Here is a 17,112-nt window from a genome sequence, read left to right on the forward strand (position 1 = left end):
TTTAAAACCCGCCACACAGGAGGTGTGTCATGCACGCTATCGAGCAACCGATCCGCGTGGAGCGAATCAGCCAGGAACGGTTCATCCACGCCCCGGTCGAGGCCGTCTACGACTACGTGACCCAACCCGACCGCTGGCACGAATGGCACCCCACCTCCCTCAGCGCCGACACCGGCACCCACGGCTCCCTGCCGACCGGTACGCGGTTTACCGAAATCATCGACCTGCTGGGTATCCGCGTGCCGCTGAGCTACCGCGTAAAAATCGCCCGCTGCCCCTTTGAGTTCATGACCGTGTTCACCTCAGTGGTGGTCGACGGCTCCCTGCAGTATTGCCTGCAACCACAGCCTGGCGGCACGCTGTTTACGCGGGTACTGACCTATGAGACCGAACTGCAACTGGTGACCTTGCATGAGCGCATGATCGAGCTCTCGCGTATCGCGCTGGACCGGCTTAAGCACCGGCTGGAAAACGCCAGCGGCTTGGCGAAGTAACGATAGGTATCTATACAACTTTCGCGCGGCGCGACGGCACAGCAGCCGAAGCCTCTCTAACTGACGCTCAGCGGTCCAAATGTGGGAGGGGCGGTGCGACGATTCGACTTGCCCCCGATGGCAGCCTGACAGCCGACCAGGATGTTGGATCAGAACGAGTACATATCCGTTGCTGCGGTAACGGCGGCTTAGGGTTCCGCCCCCCCCGCAGCGGGTCTGTTAATCCCCCGTTAATCCCCCCCAAACAGCATCCAGAGCATCTTTTCCCGGAGTTGATGCCCATGCCTTCCATCCGTGACTTATGCGTCGCCGGCCTGCTCACCGCCAGCGCCGCGCCTGTGTTCGCCGCCACCTACGGTCCTGAACTCCAGGGCTTCCAGTACCCCTATCCGGTCGAACGCTTCAACTTCGAATCCCAAGGCAAAAGCCTGCAGATGGGCTATATGGACGTCCCGGCCAAAGGCAAAGCCAACGGCCGCAGCGTGGTGCTGATGCACGGCAAGAACTTCTGCGGCGCCACCTGGGAAAGCTCGATCAAGGCCCTGAGCGACGCGGGTTACCGGGTGATCGCGCCGGACCAGATCGGCTTTTGCACCTCCAGCAAGCCTGAGCACTACCAGTACAGCTTCCAGCAACTGGCGCTCAACACCCACCAGTTACTGGAAAAGCTCGGCATTCAAAAAGCCACGCTGCTCGGCCACTCCACCGGCGGTATGCTCGCCACGCGCTATGCCTTGATGTACCCCGAACAAACCGAGCAACTGGCGCTGGTCAACCCGATCGGCCTGGAAGACTGGAAGGCCTTGGGCGTGCCCCACCAAAGCGTTGACCAGTGGTATCAGCGCGAGCTGAAACTGAACGCTGACGGCGTGCGCAAGTACGAGCGCGACACCTATTACGCGGGCCGCTGGAAGCCCGAATACGAGCGCTGGGTGGACATGCTCGTCGGCCTCAACCAAGGGCCGGGGCATACCCTGGTGGCCTGGAACTCGGCGTTGATTTACGACATGATCTTCACCCAGCCGGTGTACTACGAGTTCAAGGACGTGCAGGCACCAACCCTGCTGTTGATCGGCACCAGCGACACCACCGCCATCGGCAAAGACCTGGCGCCACCGGACGTGAAAGCCAGGGTCGGCAACTACCAGGTGCTGGGCAAGCAGGTGGCCAAGCTGATTCCCCATGCGACCCTGGTGGAGTTCGACGGCTTGGGCCATGCGCCGCAGATGGAAGAACCGGCGCGGTTTCATCAAGCGCTGTTGCAGGGTTTGAAGGCCCTTTAACCTGAGTGAGGCACGCGCATGTCGCTACAGATCGCAGTCATTGATGATTGGCAGCAAGTGGCCAGCGGCGTGGTGGATTGGTCGGTGCTGGCGCCCTTGGGCCAGGTGCATTTTCTCCATGACTACCCCGCCGATACCGCCACGATGGTCGAGCGTCTGCAGGCGTTCGACGTCATTTGCGTTATGCGCGAGCGCTCCCCCTTCGACCAGGCCTTACTGCAAGGTCTGCCGAGGCTCAAATTGCTGGTGACCGGTGGCATGCGCAACGCCGCCATCGACATCGCCGCCGCCAAGGCATTGGGTATTCAGGTGTGCGGCACCGACAGCTATAAGCAGGCCGCGCCGGAGCTGACCTGGACGCTGATCATGGCCTCGGCACGCAACCTGCTGGGCGAAGCCAATTCCCTGCGCGCAGGCGGTTGGCAAGTCGGCCTGGGCGGCGACCTGTATGGCAAGACGCTGGGCATCCTGGGGCTAGGCAGCATCGGGCGAAAAGTTGCGCAGTTCGCTCAGGTCTTCGGCATGCGCGTAATCGCCTGGAGCGAAAACCTTACGCCGCAACGGGCAGCCGAGGCCGGCGTGACCTGGGTCAGCAAGCGCGAGCTGTTCGAACAGGCTGACATTCTGACCATTCACCTGGTACTCAGCGAGCGCAGTCGCGGTCTGGTCGATGCGCAGGCGTTGAGCTGGATGAAACCCACTGCCCGGCTGGTGAACACGGCACGCGGGCCGATTGTGGATGAACAGGCACTGGTTGAGGCATTGAGCAGCGGGCGACTGGCCGGCGCGGCGCTGGACGTATATAGCCAAGAGCCACTACCGCTTGAACATCCCTTCCGCTTGCTGCCGAATGTGCTGGCAACGCCCCATGTCGGTTACGTGAGCGAACAGAACTACCATCAATTCTATCAGCAGATGATCGAAGACATCCAGGCCTGGACGAACGGCGTGCCCATTCGGGTGCTCGGCTGACGCACCATTTCGGGGCGACACCTTGAATGAAATGACTACGTGCCCCTTGTAGAAGCGAGCTTGCTCGCGAAAAACCCAAGGGCGCCGCGTGCATTCAGGATGCCTGCGTCATCATTGACGTCCTTCGCGAGCAAGCTCGCTCCTACAGGGGCGACGCACATCCGCAGGCATAGGGTTAAAACTATTTTGTCCTACAAAATCCCCGTTTAAACCCTATGGATGCTGGAATCTGTCCTAGACTGATGACCGATGGGTCCGTTCCAAAACAAAAACCCCGCAAAAAATCGAAACTTTCGAACTCTGCCGCAGGTCCAGTTTTAGGTAAGGCGAACATATCCGGTTCAGGCCGCATGCCCGCCCATCCAAACTATTTCAGCTAACCGTGCAACTGGCATACGCCTTGCCAGTTTGTATTGCGCTTGTGCGCCTGGCCGCAGGATGCGGTCACTCGGAGCTGATGGCAGCGGGCCATTAGCCGACCAAAGAAACAAGGGGAGTGCATTATGATCAGTGCCGCAGTAGTAACTCAGGGAGAGCGTTTTAGTCAGCCGGCAGGGGGGCCTACATCGTTGGCCGACCTGCCCAACACTGTGCGGCCGATCGTGAGTAAGAACCCGAATCGAAAGAAAGTGTTGTTTGTTACCTCCGAGTTTGCCGACTTGGTGAAGACTGGTGGCCTGGGCGACGTCTCCGCCGCCCTGCCCCGCGCCATGGCGCACCTGCACGATGTGCGGGTGCTGATTCCCGGCTATCCGCAGGTGATGGAGAGCGATAACCCGATCCATATCGTCGGTGAGCTGGGCGGCCACGCGGCGCTGCCACCGTGCAAGATCGGGCGCATGGACCTCAAGGATGGCCTGGTCATCTATGTACTGATCTGCCCTGAGCTGTACGAGCGCGAAGGCACGCCCTACGGCGCCAACAATGGCCGCGACTGGCCGGACAACCATATCCGCTTCGCCCGCCTGGGCCTGGCCGCCGCCGACATGGCCGCCAACCTGGCGCAGATTCACTGGTGCCCGGACCTGGTGCACGCCCACGACTGGCCCGCTGGCCTGGCCCCGGCGTATATGCACTGGCGTGGTTCACGCACGCCCACCCTGTTCACCATTCATAACCTCGCCTACCAAGGCGTGGTGAGCCTGGGCTGCACCCCCGAACTGGGCATCCCGCCCCATGCCCTGCAACAGGAAGGCATGGAGTTTTACGGCAAAATGTCGTTCCTCAAGGCCGGCATGGCCTATTCCAGCCACATCACCACGGTCAGCGCCACCTACGCCGAGGAGATCACCACGCCGGAATTCGGCTGTGGCCTTGATGGATTCCTGGCCAGCAAGACCCAGCAAGGCCTGCTCAGCGGGATTCCCAACGGTATCGACGAAAGCTGGGAAACGTCCACTGACACTCACCTGACCCATAACTTCAATATTGGTGACTGGGAAGGCAAGGCCATCAACGCCGCCCACGTGCGCGAGCTGTTCGGCCTGCACGATTCCACCGGCCCGTTGTTCGCCGTGGTGTCGCGCCTGGTCTACCAGAAAGGCCTGGACCTCACCGAAGCGGTCGCCAGCTTCATCGTTGAGAACGGTGGCCAGATCGCGATCATCGGGCGTGGCGAGCCGGAAGAAGAACAGGCCATGCGTGAGCTGGCACTGCGCTTCCCAGGCCAGGTTGGTGTACGCATCGGCTTCAACGAGACCGATGCCCGCCGTATGTTCGCCGGCAGCGACTTCCTGCTGATGCCATCGCGTTATGAGCCCTGCGGCCTGAGCCAGATGTATGCCCAGCGTTTCGGCTCGTTGCCGGTAGCGCGCAACACTGGCGGCCTGGCCGACACCATTGAAGACGGCGTCACCGGATTTCTGTTCAACGAATCCACTGTCGACAGCTACAAAGCAGCCCTGGAGCGCGCGTTCAAAGTGTTTTCCTTCCCTGGCCTGCTCAACGCCATGCGCAGCCGCGCCATGACCCAACCCTTCAACTGGTCACAGGCGGTGGAACCCTACGCCGAGCTGTACGAACAACTGGTGGTTAAAGCACTGGGGAAATCGACTAAATAATCAAGAGAGGTCTTCATAGATGCCGTTACGGACTTTGGAAACCTGGCCCCACGGCGCACTGATGCTGGACGCGCAACACACGCGTTTTGCCTTGTGGGCGCCAGACGCGTTTTATGTCAGCGTTGAATTGCAGGACGGAAAATCCATCGCCATGCTGCCCCAGGCAGATGGCTGGTTCGAAGTAGAAGTGGCCTGCCCTGCCGGAACGCTTTACCGCTTCAATATCGACGGCGAACGGGATGTTCCCGACCCTGCCTCCAGGGCCCAGGCGCTGGATGTGCACGGTTGGAGCCGCGTCGTCGACCCGCTCGCATATGAGTGGCGGCACAGCCACTGGCAAGGCCGCCCCTGGCACGAGGCAGTCATCTACGAACTGCACGTTGGCGCCATGGGCGGTTACGCTGAAGTCGAGAAGCAGCTGCCGCGCCTGGCCGAGCTGGGTGTAACCGCCATCGAACTGATGCCCCTGGCGCAATTCCCCGGTGAGCGCAACTGGGGCTACGACGGGGTACTGCCTTACGCACCCCACTCTACCTATGGCACCCCTGAACAACTCAAGCACTTGATCGACAGTGCCCACGGGCATGGCCTGGCGGTGATCCTCGACGTGGTCTACAACCACTTCGGCCCGGATGGCAATTACCTGGGCCAGTACGCCAAGGGCTTCTTCCAGGAAGACGTGCACACCCCATGGGGCGCGGGGATTGATTTCGAGCGCCGTGAAGTACGGGATTTCTTCCTGGATAACGCCTTGATGTGGCTGCTTGAATACCGCTTCGACGGCCTGCGCCTGGACGCGGTGCACGCCATCGACAACCCAGGGTTCCTGCTGGAACTGGCGCAACGGGTGCGCCAGCAGGTCGACACCGGCCGCCACGTGTGGCTGATGCTGGAGAACGAGCTGAACCAGGCCAGCCTGCTCGCAGAGGATTTCGACGCGCAATGGAACGATGACTTCCATAACGTGCTGCACGTACTGCTTACCGGCGAAACCGATGCCTATTACAGCGACTTCGCCGAGCAGCCCACTGCCAAACTCGCACGTTGCCTGGGTGAAGGCTTTATCTACCAAGGCGAGCCCACCCGCCACGGCCATGCACGCGGCGAACCCAGTGCGGAGCTGCCGCCGACCGCTTTCGTGGCGTTCCTGCAGAACCACGACCAAATCGGCAACCGCGCGCTGGGCGAACGCTTGCACCAACTGTGCCCGCCGCAGGCGTTGAAGGCGGCGACCGCGCTGTTGCTGTTGTCGCCGATGATCCCGCTGATGTTCATGGGCGATGAAGTCAATGCCGCGCAGCCGTTCCTGTTTTTCACCGACCATCACGGTGAACTGGCGCAGGCCGTCCGTGAGGGCCGACGTAACGAGTTCGCCGATTTCGCCGCGTTTCATGACCCCGAGCAGCGCGAACGAATTCCCGATCCCAACGCATTGACGACCTTCCTGCAATCGAAGCCGTCCCTGGTCGAAAACGAGCATGCCCAGCTCTATCGCCACTTGCTGGGCCTGCGCCATCAATATGTGGTGCCCCATCTGCCCGGCAGTGTGGCCCTGGGTGCGCAGGTGCTGTCGGACAGCGCCGTGACTGCGCGCTGGCGCCTGGGCGATGGCAGCGTGTTGCAAATCGACCTGAACCTGAGCGCCGAGCCCATCGACCAGCCCGCCTCGCCACATGTGATCTTTCAAACGCCTGCCGAGCCCGTGGCGCACCTGCCGCCCCTCAGCGCACGCGTGTCCTTATTCCCCGTCGGAGAAGAGTTTTGAGCGAAGCGAACCTGGAACTACTCGCCAGCCGCGCGGGCCTGGCCGTCGATTGGATCGATGCCAACGGTCGCCCGCAACATGTGCAGCCCGACGCCCTGCGCGCCGTGCTCAAAGGGCTGGGGCACCCGGCCGATACCGAGGCCGAGATCGACGCCAGCCTGCGAGAATTAGAGCAGGCCCAGCAGGACAAGCATCTCCCGCCGCTGCTGACCATCGACAGCGGTGAAGGCCTGGACCTGGCGCGATTTTTTGCACCCGACACGCCGTGCCGTGTCCATCTGGAAAACGGTGAAGTCCTGGAATTGCGTCTGGACGGTGATGCTGTGCTGTCCGGCGTCATCGCCACGGGCTACCACCAAGCGCATATCGACGGCCAGACGTTTACCCTCGCGGTAGCACCCGCCCAATGCTATAGCGTGGCCGAAGCGGTCGACACCAACCCCGCCCGCGCCTGGGGCCTGAGCGCGCAGCTCTACTCGCTGCGCCGCCTGGGCGACGGTGGTTTCGGCGACACCCTGGCCCTGGAGCACCTGGCCCGCTCAGCCGCCGAGCGCGGGGCCGACGCCCTGGCGATCAGCCCGATGCATGCCATGTTCAGCGCCGACGCCGAACGCTACAGCCCTTATTCGCCTTCCAGCCGGCTGTTTCTCAACAGCCTGTATGCCTCGCCGGCCTGCATTTTGGGCGAGCGTGAAGTGCGTAATGCCATCGAAACCGCAGGCCTGGCCGAGGAGCTGCATGAGCTGGAACAGCTCACGCTGATCGACTGGCCCGCCGCCGCCAAGGCCAAGCAACGTCTGCTGCGCGCCCTGTATGAAGATTTCCGCCACGGCCACCATCCGCAACACGCCGATTTCCAGAGCTTTCGCCAGAATGGCGGCGAGGCCCTGGAAAACCACTGCCGTTTCGAAGCCGTGCAAGCGTTGCGCGCCGCCGCTGGCGAAGAACTCGATTGGCGCCACTGGCCGCAAGACTGGCGTACACCGCAGAGCCCGGCGCTGGTGCAGTTTGCCGAGGAACACCGCGAGGAGATCGGCTACTTCGCCTTCACCCAATGGCTGATCGCGCGCAGCCTGCAACGTGCGCAACAGGCAGCGCGTGGCAGCGGCATGGGTATCGGCCTGATCGCCGACCTGGCGGTGGGCGCAGATGGCGCCGGCAGCCAGGCGTGGAGTCGCCAGGATGAATTGCTCGCCGACCTGACCGTCGGCGCGCCACCGGACATTCTCAACCGAGCGGGCCAGGGTTGGGGCATTTCCGCGTTTTCCCCCGAGGGGCTCCAACGCAACGGTTTCCGCGCGTTCATTGAAATGCTGCGGGCCAATTTCGCCCATGCGGGCGGCCTGCGTATCGACCATGTGATGGGCCTGCAACGCCTGTGGGTCATCCCCAATGGCGCGTCGCCGCGCGAAGGCGCCTATCTGTATTACCCGGTGGACGACATGCTGCGCCTGTTGGCCCTGGAATCCCATCGCCACCAGGCCATTGTGCTCGGTGAAGACTTGGGCACCGTGCCCGACGGCCTGCGCGAAAAACTCAGCAGCCGGGCGATTCTCGGCATGCGCGTGTTGTTGTTCGAGCAAAACCACGAAGGCCAGTTCAGGCCCATCCTCGACTGGCCCGACAACGCCCTGGCCACCACCAGCACCCACGACTTGCCGACCCTCAATGGCTGGTGGCACAGCCGCGACATCGAATGGAATATCCAACTGGGCCTGATCGACGCGCCAACCGTAGACCAGTGGAGCGAACACCGCCTGCGCGAACGTCAGGCCCTGCGCCAGGCCTTGAGCCAGGACCCGCAGAACTTCGTCGATGAAATCCGCAACGACACCGACCACATGATCGATGCCAGCGTGCGCTACCTCGGCCACACCCGTGCGCCGCTGGTGTTGCTGCCGCTGGAGGATGCGCTGGGCATGGAGGAACAACCCAACCTGCCCGGCACCACCGACACCCACCCCAATTGGCGCCGCCGCCTGCCAGGCGAAGCGTCCAGCCTGCTCGACAATGCCGGCGCCGCACGCCGCCTCGAGCTGCTGGCCGTCGCGCGCAACCAAGCTTATGAGCGTGATCGATGAAAGCACTGCCCTTGCGCGCTACCCAGCGCCTGCAATTTCATAAAGGCTTCACCCTGGATGACGCGGTGCCATTGGTGCCGTATTTCGCCCGACTGGGCATCAGCCACCTGTATGCCTCGCCCCTGCTCAAAGCCCGTGCCGGTTCGATGCACGGCTACGACGTGGTCGACCCCACCCGTGTCAACCCGGAACTGGGCGGCGAGGCGGCGTTGCAGCGCCTGGTGGCCGCGTTGCGCGAACACGATATGGGCCTGATCCTCGACATCGTCTCCAACCATATGGCCGTCGGCGGCGCCGATAACCCCTGGTGGCTGGACCTGCTCGAATGGGGGCGCTTGAGCCCCTACAGCGAATTCTTCGATATTCAGTGGCACTCCCCGGACCCGCTGCTCAAGGGCCAACTATTGATGCCGTTCCTTGGCAGCGATTACGGCGAAGCGTTGCAGAGCGGCAGCCTGGTGCTGAAGTTTGACGCGGCGCAGGGCGCGTTTTACGTCGAGCACTACGAACACCGTTTCCCGATCTGCCCACGGGACTACGCCCTGGTGCTTGGCGGCGACGAGGGGCTCAAGCCCTTGGCCGATCGCTTCGCCACCCTGGCTTATCAGGACGACGCCTACGCCGAAGCCGGCCTGCTCAAACAGGCCCTGGCCGAGCGCGCAAGCGAACTGCTGCCCGCCATCGAACAGCGCCTCGCCGCATTCGACGGGCGTACGCCGGAAGGTTTCGCGCGCCTGCATCAGCTGCTGGAACAACAAAGCTACCGCCTGGCCAGTTGGCGCACGGCGGCGGATGACATCAACTGGCGCCGTTTCTTCGATGTGAACGAGCTGGGCGGCCTGCGCGTGGAGCGTACGGCGGTGTTCGAAGCCACCCACGGCAAGATTTTCGAGTTGATCAGCGCAGGCTTGATCGATGGCCTGCGCATCGACCATATCGACGGGCTGGCCGACCCACGCGGTTACTGCCGCAAGCTGCGGCGCCGGGTGGATGCACTGTCGCCGCAGAAGCATTTGCCGATCTTCGTGGAGAAGATCCTCGGCGAAGGCGAGACTCTGCGCGAAGACTGGCAAGTGGACGGCACCACCGGCTACGAATTCATGAACCAACTGTCGTTGCTGCAACATCATCCGGACGGTTTCGCGCCGCTGGCCGAGTTGTGGTCACGCCACAGCGAACGGCCCTCGGCATTTATCGAAGAAGCCCGGCTGGCGCGCCAGCAGATTCTCAATGGCTCGTTGGGCGGCGATTTCGAAAGCGTGGCCCAGGCGCTGTTGCAAGTGGCCCGTGACGACGTAATGACCCGCGACCTGACCCTGGGTGCGATCCGCCGCGCCTTGCAGGAACTGATCGTGCACTTCCCGGTGTACCGCACCTATATCAGCGCACGCGGGCGCAGCGCGGCTGACGACAAGGTGTTCCAGCACGCCATGGAGGGCGCGCGCAGCACCCTGAGCGAAGGTGACTGGCCGGTGCTCGACCACCTGGAAAAATGGCTGGGTGGGCAACCCTGGCGCAATCGCCCGGTGGGCCGCGAGCGCAAGATGCTCAAGCATGCCTGCGTGCGTTTCCAGCAACTGACCTCGCCCGCCGCCGCCAAGGCCGTGGAAGACACGGCGTTCTACCGGTCTGCGGTGCTGTTGTCGCGTAACGATGTGGGCTTCAGCACCGAGCAGTTCAGCGCGCCGTTGGCCGATTTTCACGCGGTCAACCAGCAGCGGCTGCAGTGCTTTCCGCACAACCTGCTGGCCACCGCCACCCACGACCATAAACGCGGCGAAGATACCCGCGCCCGTCTGGCTGTGCTGAGTGAATGCGCTTCCTGGTATGCCGAGCAGGTCGAACACTGGCGCAGCCTGGCCGCGCCGCTGCGCGACAGTGCCGACAGCCCCTCGGCAGGCGATGAACTGATTCTGTATCAGGTGCTGCTCGGCAGCTGGCCGCTGGAGCCGAACCCCGACCTTGAGGCCTATCAGCAACGCCTGTGGCAATGGCAACAGAAAGCCCTGCGCGAAGCCAAGCTGCAGAGCAGTTGGAGCGCGCCCAACGAGGCCTACGAACAGGGCGTCGAAGCGTTCCTGAAGCGCGTGTTGCTCAGTGAGGCCGGCGCCCCGCTGCGCAGCGCCCTTACCGCTGCGGCCGAGGCGATTGCACCCGCTGGTGCCCTGAACGGGCTGGCGCAGTCTTTGCTTCACCTGAGCGTGCCCGGCGTGCCGGACGTCTATCAAGGCGATGAGTTCTGGGACTTCAGCCTGGTAGACCCGGACAACCGCCGCCCGGTGGACTTCCAGGCGCGGCAACGCGCGTTGGAGGCGCCAGTGGACACCGCTGAACTGTTGGCCAACTGGCGCGACGGGCGTATCAAACAGGCGTTGATCGCGCAGGTACTGACCTTGCGCAAGGCTAACCTTGAGCTGTTCAGCGACGGTGCCTACACCGCCCTGGAGGTGGTTGGGCAACAGGCCGAGCACGTCGTCGCCTTCTGCCGCGAACACCAAGGCAACTATGTGCTGGTGGTGGTGCCACGCTGGTCCCGTTGCATGCTGGAAAACGCACTGCAGCCGTTGATTCCTGCGCAGGTTTGGGGCGATACGCGGGTGAAATTACCGTTCGCCGCCGCAACGCAAAACTGGAAGGGACTTTTTCAGACGAGCGTAGTCACACCAGACAAGGAGCTGTTGATCAGCGCTGCCCTGGGGGATTTCCCGGTCAATGTCTTTATCAATTCCGATAGTCAAGAAAGCTGAACATTTTCTCTGAGGAGTGTGTGATGAGTAATGAAGACAAACGCATCCGCGAACTAGCGCATCAGATCTGGGAGTCCGAAGGCAAGCCTCACGGTGAAGATGCCCGTCATTGGGAGATGGCGCGCAAGCTGGCCGAAGCCGAGGCGCTGACGCCAAGCAAGCCCAAGCCGGCCGCCAAGCCGAAGACGGCCCCAAAGGCAGCGGCCAAAGCCAAGCCGGCTGAGCCTGCTGCCGCCAAACCGGCGCCAAAGAAGCCCGCTGCGCCGAAAAAGCCCAAACCTCCCGCTCATTGATCGCCGCGCCCCCTGACTGCCTTGCCGTCGGGGGAGCCTTTATCTCTTTACGTCATGCGCTGAATAACTGTCAGTACGGCCGCGTTCGGCCCGAAAAAAAGAACCCCTGCAGGAGCTACACCATGAGCAAGCCCGAAAAAGCCTCAACGACGCCGGACCACGAGCCGTCGCGGATTCGTGAAGGTTTGCCCTTCCCTCTTGGCGCCACCTGGGATGGCCTGGGCGTCAACTTCGCGCTGTTTTCGGCCAACGCCACCAAGGTCGAACTGTGCCTGTTCGATGATGCTGGCGAGGTGGAACTGGAGCGCATCGAACTGCCCGAATACACCGACGAGATCTTCCACGGCTACTTGCCCGACGCCCACCCCGGGCTGATCTACGGCTACCGTGTGTACGGTCCCTACGACCCGGCCAACGGCCATCGTTTCAACCACAACAAATTGCTGATCGACCCCTACGCCAAGCAACTGGTGGGCGAACTCAAGTGGTCCGAAGCCCTGTTCGGCTACACCATCGGCCACCCCGACGACGACCTCAGCTTCGACGAGCGCGACAGTGCGCCCTTCGTGCCTAAATGCAAGGTCATCGACCCGGCGCACACCTGGGGCAATGACCAGCCGGTTCGCGTGCCGTGGGACCGCACCATCATTTATGAGACCCACCTGCGCGGCATCAGCATGCGTCACCCTTCGGTCGGCGAATCCGTGCGCGGTACCTGCGCCGGGCTGATGGAAGATGACGTGCTCAAGCACATCCGCCAGTTGGGGGTTTCTTCGGTCGAGCTGTTGCCGGTCCACGCCTTCGTCAACGACCAGCATTTGCTGGAAAAAGGCATGACCAACTACTGGGGCTACAACAGCATTGCGTTTTTTGCGCCCGACCCGCGCTACCTGGCCAGCGGCAAGATCGCCGAGTTCAAGGAGATGGTCGCGCACCTGCATGAGCAGAAGCTCGAGGTGATCCTCGATGTGGTCTACAACCACACTGCCGAAGGCAACGAGCGCGGCCCTACCCTGTCGATGCGCGGCATCGACAACGCTTCGTACTACCGGCTGATGCCCGATGACAAGCGCTTCTACATCAATGATTCCGGCACCGGCAACACCCTGGACCTGAGTCACCCCTGCGTGCTGCAGATGGTCACCGACTCCTTGCGTTACTGGGCCACCGAGATGCACGTCGACGGCTTCCGCTTCGACCTTGCGACGATTCTGGGTCGCTACCGCGACGGCTTTGACGAACGTCACAGCTTCCTCGTGGCGTGCCGCCAGGACCCGATCCTGCGCCAGCTCAAATTGATTGCCGAACCCTGGGACTGCGGGCCAGGCGGCTATCAGGTGGGCAATTTCCCGCCGGGCTGGGCAGAATGGAACGACCGTTTCCGCGACACCGTGCGTGCCTTCTGGAAAGGCGACGACGGCCAGCTGGCGGACTTCGCCGGGCGCATGACCGCCTCGGGCGAGATGTTCAACCACCGTGGGCGCCGGCCTTACAGCTCGGTGAACTTCATCACCGCCCACGACGGTTTTACCCTGCACGACCTGGTGTCGTACAACGACAAGCACAACGAAGCCAACGACGAGAACAACCAGGACGGCAGCAACAACAACCTGTCGTGGAACCATGGCGTCGAAGGCCCTACCGACGACCCAGAAATCAACGAGCTGCGCCTGCGCCAGATGCGCAACTTCTTCGCCACCCTGCTGCTGGCCCAAGGCACGCCGATGATCGTGGCTGGCGATGAATTCGCCCGCACCCAGCACGGCAACAACAATGCCTACTGCCAGGACAGCGAAATCGGTTGGGTCAACTGGGACCTGGACGACGATGGCAAGGCGCTGCTCAAGTTCGTCAAACGCCTGATCAAGTTGCGCCTGGCGTACCCGATCCTGCGTCGTGGGCGCTTCCTGGTCGGCGACTACAACGAAGACATCGGCGTGAAAGACGTCACCTGGCTCGCGCCGGATGGCAATGAAATGACCACTGAGCAGTGGGAAGACAGCAATGGTCGTTGCCTGGGCATGCTGATGGATGGCCGCGCCCAAGAGACCGGGATTCGGCGTGCTGGTGCCGATGCGACCCTGTTGCTGGTGGTGAATGCCCATCACGACATGGTCAATTTCCGCCTGCCACCGGTGCCACAGGGCGAGTTCTGGAATTGCCTGCTCGATACCAACGACCCTGCGGTGCGTGGCCAGGAGCGCTTTGACTTCGAACACGAGTACGCTGCCACCGGCCGCTCGCTCCTACTGTTTGAGCTGCAACACGACGACGAGGTGTGAGATGGCGTTGCACGGATTCCTTTCCGGCTACCGGGGCTATGCGGACACGCAAGCCCTTGGTAAGGCCTTGAAGGACCTTCAGGAAGAAGGCCTGGACCAACTGCCGTTGCCCGGCAGCGGCCAGACGCTTTCGCGCTATAGCGGGCTGGCGCAAGTCGCCGGCCATGACCTGCGCCTGTGCAAGCTGTTCGAAGGCCACACCGATGCGCTGGCGATCATTGCTGAACTCGACAGCCCGCTGCCGCCCTTGGGCAGCACCTGGGGGATGTGGGCCGCCGAGCCGCCGAGCGCCAAGGTGCGCGTGCAGCGCGACGGCCAGCGCTTGATCGTCGACGGGCGTAAAGCCTGGTGTTCCGGTGCGTCCGTGGTCTCGCACGGGTTGTTGACCGCGTGGGACGAGGAGGACCGTCAGCAACTGGTGGCCGTGAAGATGGACCAACCGGGCGTCAGGGTAACGGATGAAGGTTGGGATGCGGTGGGCATGGCCGCCACAGGCAGTGTCGAGATCGTCTTCAGCGAGGCCAGGGGCCTCGCAGTCGGCGGGCCGGGCGACTATCTGGCGCGCCCGGGCTTCTGGCACGGCGGCATCGGCATTGCGGCGTGCTGGTATGGCGCGGCGCAGCGCTTGGCCGAAGTGCTGCGCGAGCAGTGCGCCAAGCACTCCGAGCCGCATGCGATGGCCCACCTCGGCGCGGTGGACAGTGCATTGAACAGCGCAGCCTGCGTGCTGCGCGCCAGTGCCGAGCAGATCGACCGGGCACCGACCGCCGATGCCCGGTTGCTGGCCCAGCAAGTGCGCGCGTGCGTCGAGGAAACCGTCGAGCAGGTGATCCAGCATGTCGGGCGTGGCGTAGGCGCGGGGCCTTACTGCAAGGACCCGCACTTCGCCCAATTGATGGCGGACTTGCCGGTGTACGTGCGCCAAAGCCACGCCGAACGCGACTTGGCCGCCTTGGGCGTACAGGTAGCCGGCGAGCCCTCCGGGAGGTGGCAGTTATGAAACCCAATCCGATTGTCGGCCAGGGCACATCGCTGCATTACTGGCAAACCTCGTCGCGCCTGGCTGAACTGCCGCATATCAGCGTTGAGCAACTGGTACCGGAGGGGCATCGTGCGGTCATCATCGCCCCGCACCCTGACGATGAAGTGCTCGGCTGCGGCGGTTTGCTGCAAGGGCTGGCCGACCTGGGCCGACCCATTCAGTTGATCTCGGTCACCGACGGCAGCGCCAGCCATCCAGGCTCGCAACGCTGGCCGGTGCAACGTCTGAGCGTGGTGCGCCCCCAGGAGTCGGCCCAGGCCCTGCACCGCCTGGGCTTGCCGATGCACAGTCTGAAGTGGCTGCGCGCCGGGTTCACCGACAGTAAAGTCGCCGAGCGCGAAGAAGAACTGGCCGTATTCATCCAGCGCTACCTCAAACCCGACGACGTGGTGTTCGCCACCTGGCGCGAAGACGGGCATTGCGATCATGAGGCCGTCGGCCGCGCCAGTGCGAAAGCCGCCCAGGCCGTGGGCGCCACCTTGTACGAACTGCCCGTGTGGACCTGGCACTGGGCGACCGCCGAAGACGGCATGGTGCCGTGGGACCGTGCGCGCAAGATCCCTTTGACGCCTGAGAGGGTGGCGCGCAAACGCCATGCCATCCACGCTTTCGCCAGCCAGCTGGAGGGCGACCCCCAGATCGGCCTGCCCCCCGTGCTGGCGCCCTATGTGGTGGAGCGCTTACTGCAACCTTTTGAAGTGGTGTTCGTTTGAGTGTGACAACCCCTTACTTTGACCAGATGTTCGCCGGCAACGACGACCCCTGGGCATTTCGCCAACGTTGGTACGAACGGCGCAAACGCGCCATGACCCTGGCCGTACTGACCCGCGCGCGTTATGCCTCGATCTTCGAACCCGGCTGTGCGAACGGCGAGTTGAGCGCTGAACTGGCGGCGCGCTGTGATCGCTTGCTGTGCTGTGACACGGCGAGCGCTGCGGTGACGCTGGCCAAGAAGCGGCTCGCAGGATTTTCCAACGTGCAGGTGGAGCAATGCCGGTTGCCCGAACAGTGGCCATCGGGGCAATTCGAGCTGATCGTGTTAAGTGAGCTGTGTTACTACCTTGACGCCGCTGATCTTGAGCGCCTGATTGACCGCTGCCTCGATACCTTGACGGATGACGGCCAACTGCTGGCGTGCCATTGGCGCCCGCCCATTGAAGGCTGCCCGCAAACTGCCGAGCAGGTCCACGTCCTGCTCCAGCAGCGGCTGGGCCTGCATTCGGTCGTGCGCCACCATGAAGAAGATTTCCTGCTCGACCTGTGGGGCCGCGACGGCGCCTCGGTCGCCAGCCTTGAGGGCCTGCGATGATCGGCATTCTGATTCCAGTGCACAACGAAGAAGCGCTGCTGGGCGAATGCCTGAAGGCTGCAAAGGTCGCCGGCCGCCATCCCGGTCTGCTCGGCGAAGCGGTACAGATCCTGGTGGTGCTCGATAGCTGCAGCGACGGCAGTGAAGCCATTGCCCGCGCGCATGGGGTGCACAGCCTGGCGGTGCAGGCACGGAATGTCGGGCATGCCCGTGGGGTGGGCGCGCAACATCTGCTGAACCTGGGCGCGCGTTGGATCGCCTGCACCGACGCCGACAGCCTCGTGGCTCCGGACTGGCTGGTGGCGCAACTGGCGCTGGGCTGCGACGCCGTGTGCGGCACCGTGACCGTGGACGCCTGGAGTGCAGACTTCGACGCAGCGGCGCAGATTCGCTATCACCAGGCTTACCAGGCCCGCGACGGGCATCGGCACATCCACGGCGCCAACCTCGGCGTAAGCGCCAGCGCCTATCTGCAGGCCGGTGGCTTTGAACCCCTGGCGTGCCATGAAGATGTGCAGTTGGTGCGCAACCTGGAACGTTGCGGTGCTTCCATCGCCTGGAGCCACAGCCCGCAAGTGATCACCAGTGCACGCCTGGAGTGTCGCGCCCAAGGTGGTTTCGGTGACTATTTGAAGAGCCTGATGCAGGTTTCGTAAAAACAACCACATTTCTTGTCTATGCTTATAACCCATCGCACAGCGCTCCAGGATCGGAGCGCCGCGCACTCACCGCAGCGGAGCCTGGGGTGAACACACACGCTTGAACCGACAAGGATGTGACACTT

At 63.0% G+C, this 17,112-nt stretch carries 13 protein-coding genes; all 13 read left to right on the forward strand.

The features are described 5' to 3' along the window. The first annotated feature begins 29 nt into the window (after nucleotides 1–29). The 13 genes from C4J91_RS14905 (at nucleotide 30) to C4J91_RS14965 (ending at nucleotide 16,984) form a co-directional block, all read left to right on the forward strand. Complete coding sequence (locus tag C4J91_RS14905) at nucleotides 30–494, forward strand: SRPBCC family protein (protein ID WP_124363033.1); 465 nt, start codon at nucleotides 30–32, stop codon at nucleotides 492–494. Between the two features lie 281 nt (nucleotides 495–775). Next, nucleotides 776–1,777 (forward strand): alpha/beta fold hydrolase, encoded by a 1,002-nt coding sequence (locus tag C4J91_RS14910; protein WP_124363034.1) that lies wholly within the window; start codon nucleotides 776–778, stop codon nucleotides 1,775–1,777. A gap of 18 nt (nucleotides 1,778–1,795) precedes the next feature. Beyond that, on the forward strand, nucleotides 1,796–2,749 hold the full coding sequence (locus C4J91_RS14915) for a D-2-hydroxyacid dehydrogenase family protein (protein ID WP_124363035.1): 954 nt from the start codon (nucleotides 1,796–1,798) through the stop codon (nucleotides 2,747–2,749). Nucleotides 2,750–3,252: 503 nt separating this feature from the next. After that, nucleotides 3,253–4,809 (forward strand): glycogen synthase GlgA, encoded by a 1,557-nt coding sequence (gene glgA / locus C4J91_RS14920; protein ID WP_124363036.1) that lies wholly within the window; start codon nucleotides 3,253–3,255, stop codon nucleotides 4,807–4,809. A 19-nt stretch (nucleotides 4,810–4,828) separates the two neighbouring features. Further along, nucleotides 4,829–6,574, forward strand: a complete 1,746-nt coding sequence (gene treZ / locus C4J91_RS14925; RefSeq protein ID WP_124363037.1) for a malto-oligosyltrehalose trehalohydrolase — start codon at nucleotides 4,829–4,831, stop codon at nucleotides 6,572–6,574. Further along, nucleotides 6,571–8,655, forward strand: coding sequence for a 4-alpha-glucanotransferase (gene malQ, locus C4J91_RS14930; protein ID WP_124363038.1), 2,085 nt, complete (start codon nucleotides 6,571–6,573; stop codon nucleotides 8,653–8,655). Before treZ ends, malQ begins: the two co-directional genes overlap by 4 nt. Continuing rightward, nucleotides 8,652–11,402, forward strand: a complete 2,751-nt coding sequence (locus tag C4J91_RS14935) for a malto-oligosyltrehalose synthase (RefSeq protein WP_124363039.1) — start codon at nucleotides 8,652–8,654, stop codon at nucleotides 11,400–11,402. The genes malQ and C4J91_RS14935 overlap by 4 nt, the downstream gene beginning before the upstream one ends. A 23-nt stretch (nucleotides 11,403–11,425) precedes the next feature. Then, nucleotides 11,426–11,695, forward strand: a complete 270-nt coding sequence (locus C4J91_RS14940; protein ID WP_124363040.1) for a DUF2934 domain-containing protein — start codon at nucleotides 11,426–11,428, stop codon at nucleotides 11,693–11,695. A 122-nt stretch (nucleotides 11,696–11,817) separates the two neighbouring features. After that, entirely contained in the window at nucleotides 11,818–13,977 is a 2,160-nt protein-coding gene (glgX, locus tag C4J91_RS14945) for a glycogen debranching protein GlgX (protein ID WP_124363041.1), read from the forward strand. A gap of 1 nt (nucleotide 13,978) precedes the next feature. Then, nucleotides 13,979–14,977: an acyl-CoA dehydrogenase family protein gene (locus tag C4J91_RS14950; RefSeq protein WP_124363042.1), complete on the forward strand. Its 999-nt coding sequence runs from the start codon at nucleotides 13,979–13,981 to the stop codon at nucleotides 14,975–14,977. After that, on the forward strand, nucleotides 14,974–15,732 hold the full coding sequence (locus C4J91_RS14955; RefSeq protein ID WP_124363043.1) for a PIG-L deacetylase family protein: 759 nt from the start codon (nucleotides 14,974–14,976) through the stop codon (nucleotides 15,730–15,732). Before C4J91_RS14950 ends, C4J91_RS14955 begins: the two co-directional genes overlap by 4 nt. After that, a complete protein-coding gene (locus C4J91_RS14960; protein WP_124363044.1) occupies nucleotides 15,729–16,328 on the forward strand; it encodes an SAM-dependent methyltransferase in 600 nt (199 codons plus the stop codon). The genes C4J91_RS14955 and C4J91_RS14960 overlap by 4 nt, the downstream gene beginning before the upstream one ends. Further along, complete coding sequence (locus tag C4J91_RS14965) at nucleotides 16,325–16,984, forward strand: glycosyltransferase family 2 protein (RefSeq protein WP_124363045.1); 660 nt, start codon at nucleotides 16,325–16,327, stop codon at nucleotides 16,982–16,984. Before C4J91_RS14960 ends, C4J91_RS14965 begins: the two co-directional genes overlap by 4 nt. The last annotated feature ends 128 nt before the right edge of the window (nucleotides 16,985–17,112 follow it).

This window comes from Pseudomonas sp. R3-52-08 (genome assembly GCF_003851745.1).
Classification (GTDB): domain Bacteria; phylum Pseudomonadota; class Gammaproteobacteria; order Pseudomonadales; family Pseudomonadaceae; genus Aquipseudomonas.

Bases quoted from the DNA above. Each gene is read 5' to 3' on its own strand.
- C4J91_RS14905 (WP_124363033.1), top strand. From the start codon at position 30: ATGCACGCTATCGAGCAACCGATCCGCGTGGAGCGAATCAGCCAGGAA.
- C4J91_RS14910 (WP_124363034.1), top strand. From the start codon at position 776: ATGCCTTCCATCCGTGACTTATGCGTCGCCGGCCTGCTCACCGCCAGC.
- C4J91_RS14915 (WP_124363035.1), top strand. From the start codon at position 1,796: ATGTCGCTACAGATCGCAGTCATTGATGATTGGCAGCAAGTGGCCAGC.
- glgA (WP_124363036.1), top strand. From the start codon at position 3,253: ATGATCAGTGCCGCAGTAGTAACTCAGGGAGAGCGTTTTAGTCAGCCG.
- treZ (WP_124363037.1), top strand. From the start codon at position 4,829: ATGCCGTTACGGACTTTGGAAACCTGGCCCCACGGCGCACTGATGCTG.
- C4J91_RS14935 (WP_124363039.1), top strand. From the start codon at position 8,652: ATGAAAGCACTGCCCTTGCGCGCTACCCAGCGCCTGCAATTTCATAAA.
- C4J91_RS14940 (WP_124363040.1), top strand. From the start codon at position 11,426: ATGAGTAATGAAGACAAACGCATCCGCGAACTAGCGCATCAGATCTGG.
- glgX (WP_124363041.1), top strand. From the start codon at position 11,818: ATGAGCAAGCCCGAAAAAGCCTCAACGACGCCGGACCACGAGCCGTCG.
- C4J91_RS14950 (WP_124363042.1), top strand. From the start codon at position 13,979: ATGGCGTTGCACGGATTCCTTTCCGGCTACCGGGGCTATGCGGACACG.
- C4J91_RS14955 (WP_124363043.1), top strand. From the start codon at position 14,974: ATGAAACCCAATCCGATTGTCGGCCAGGGCACATCGCTGCATTACTGG.
- C4J91_RS14965 (WP_124363045.1), top strand. From the start codon at position 16,325: ATGATCGGCATTCTGATTCCAGTGCACAACGAAGAAGCGCTGCTGGGC.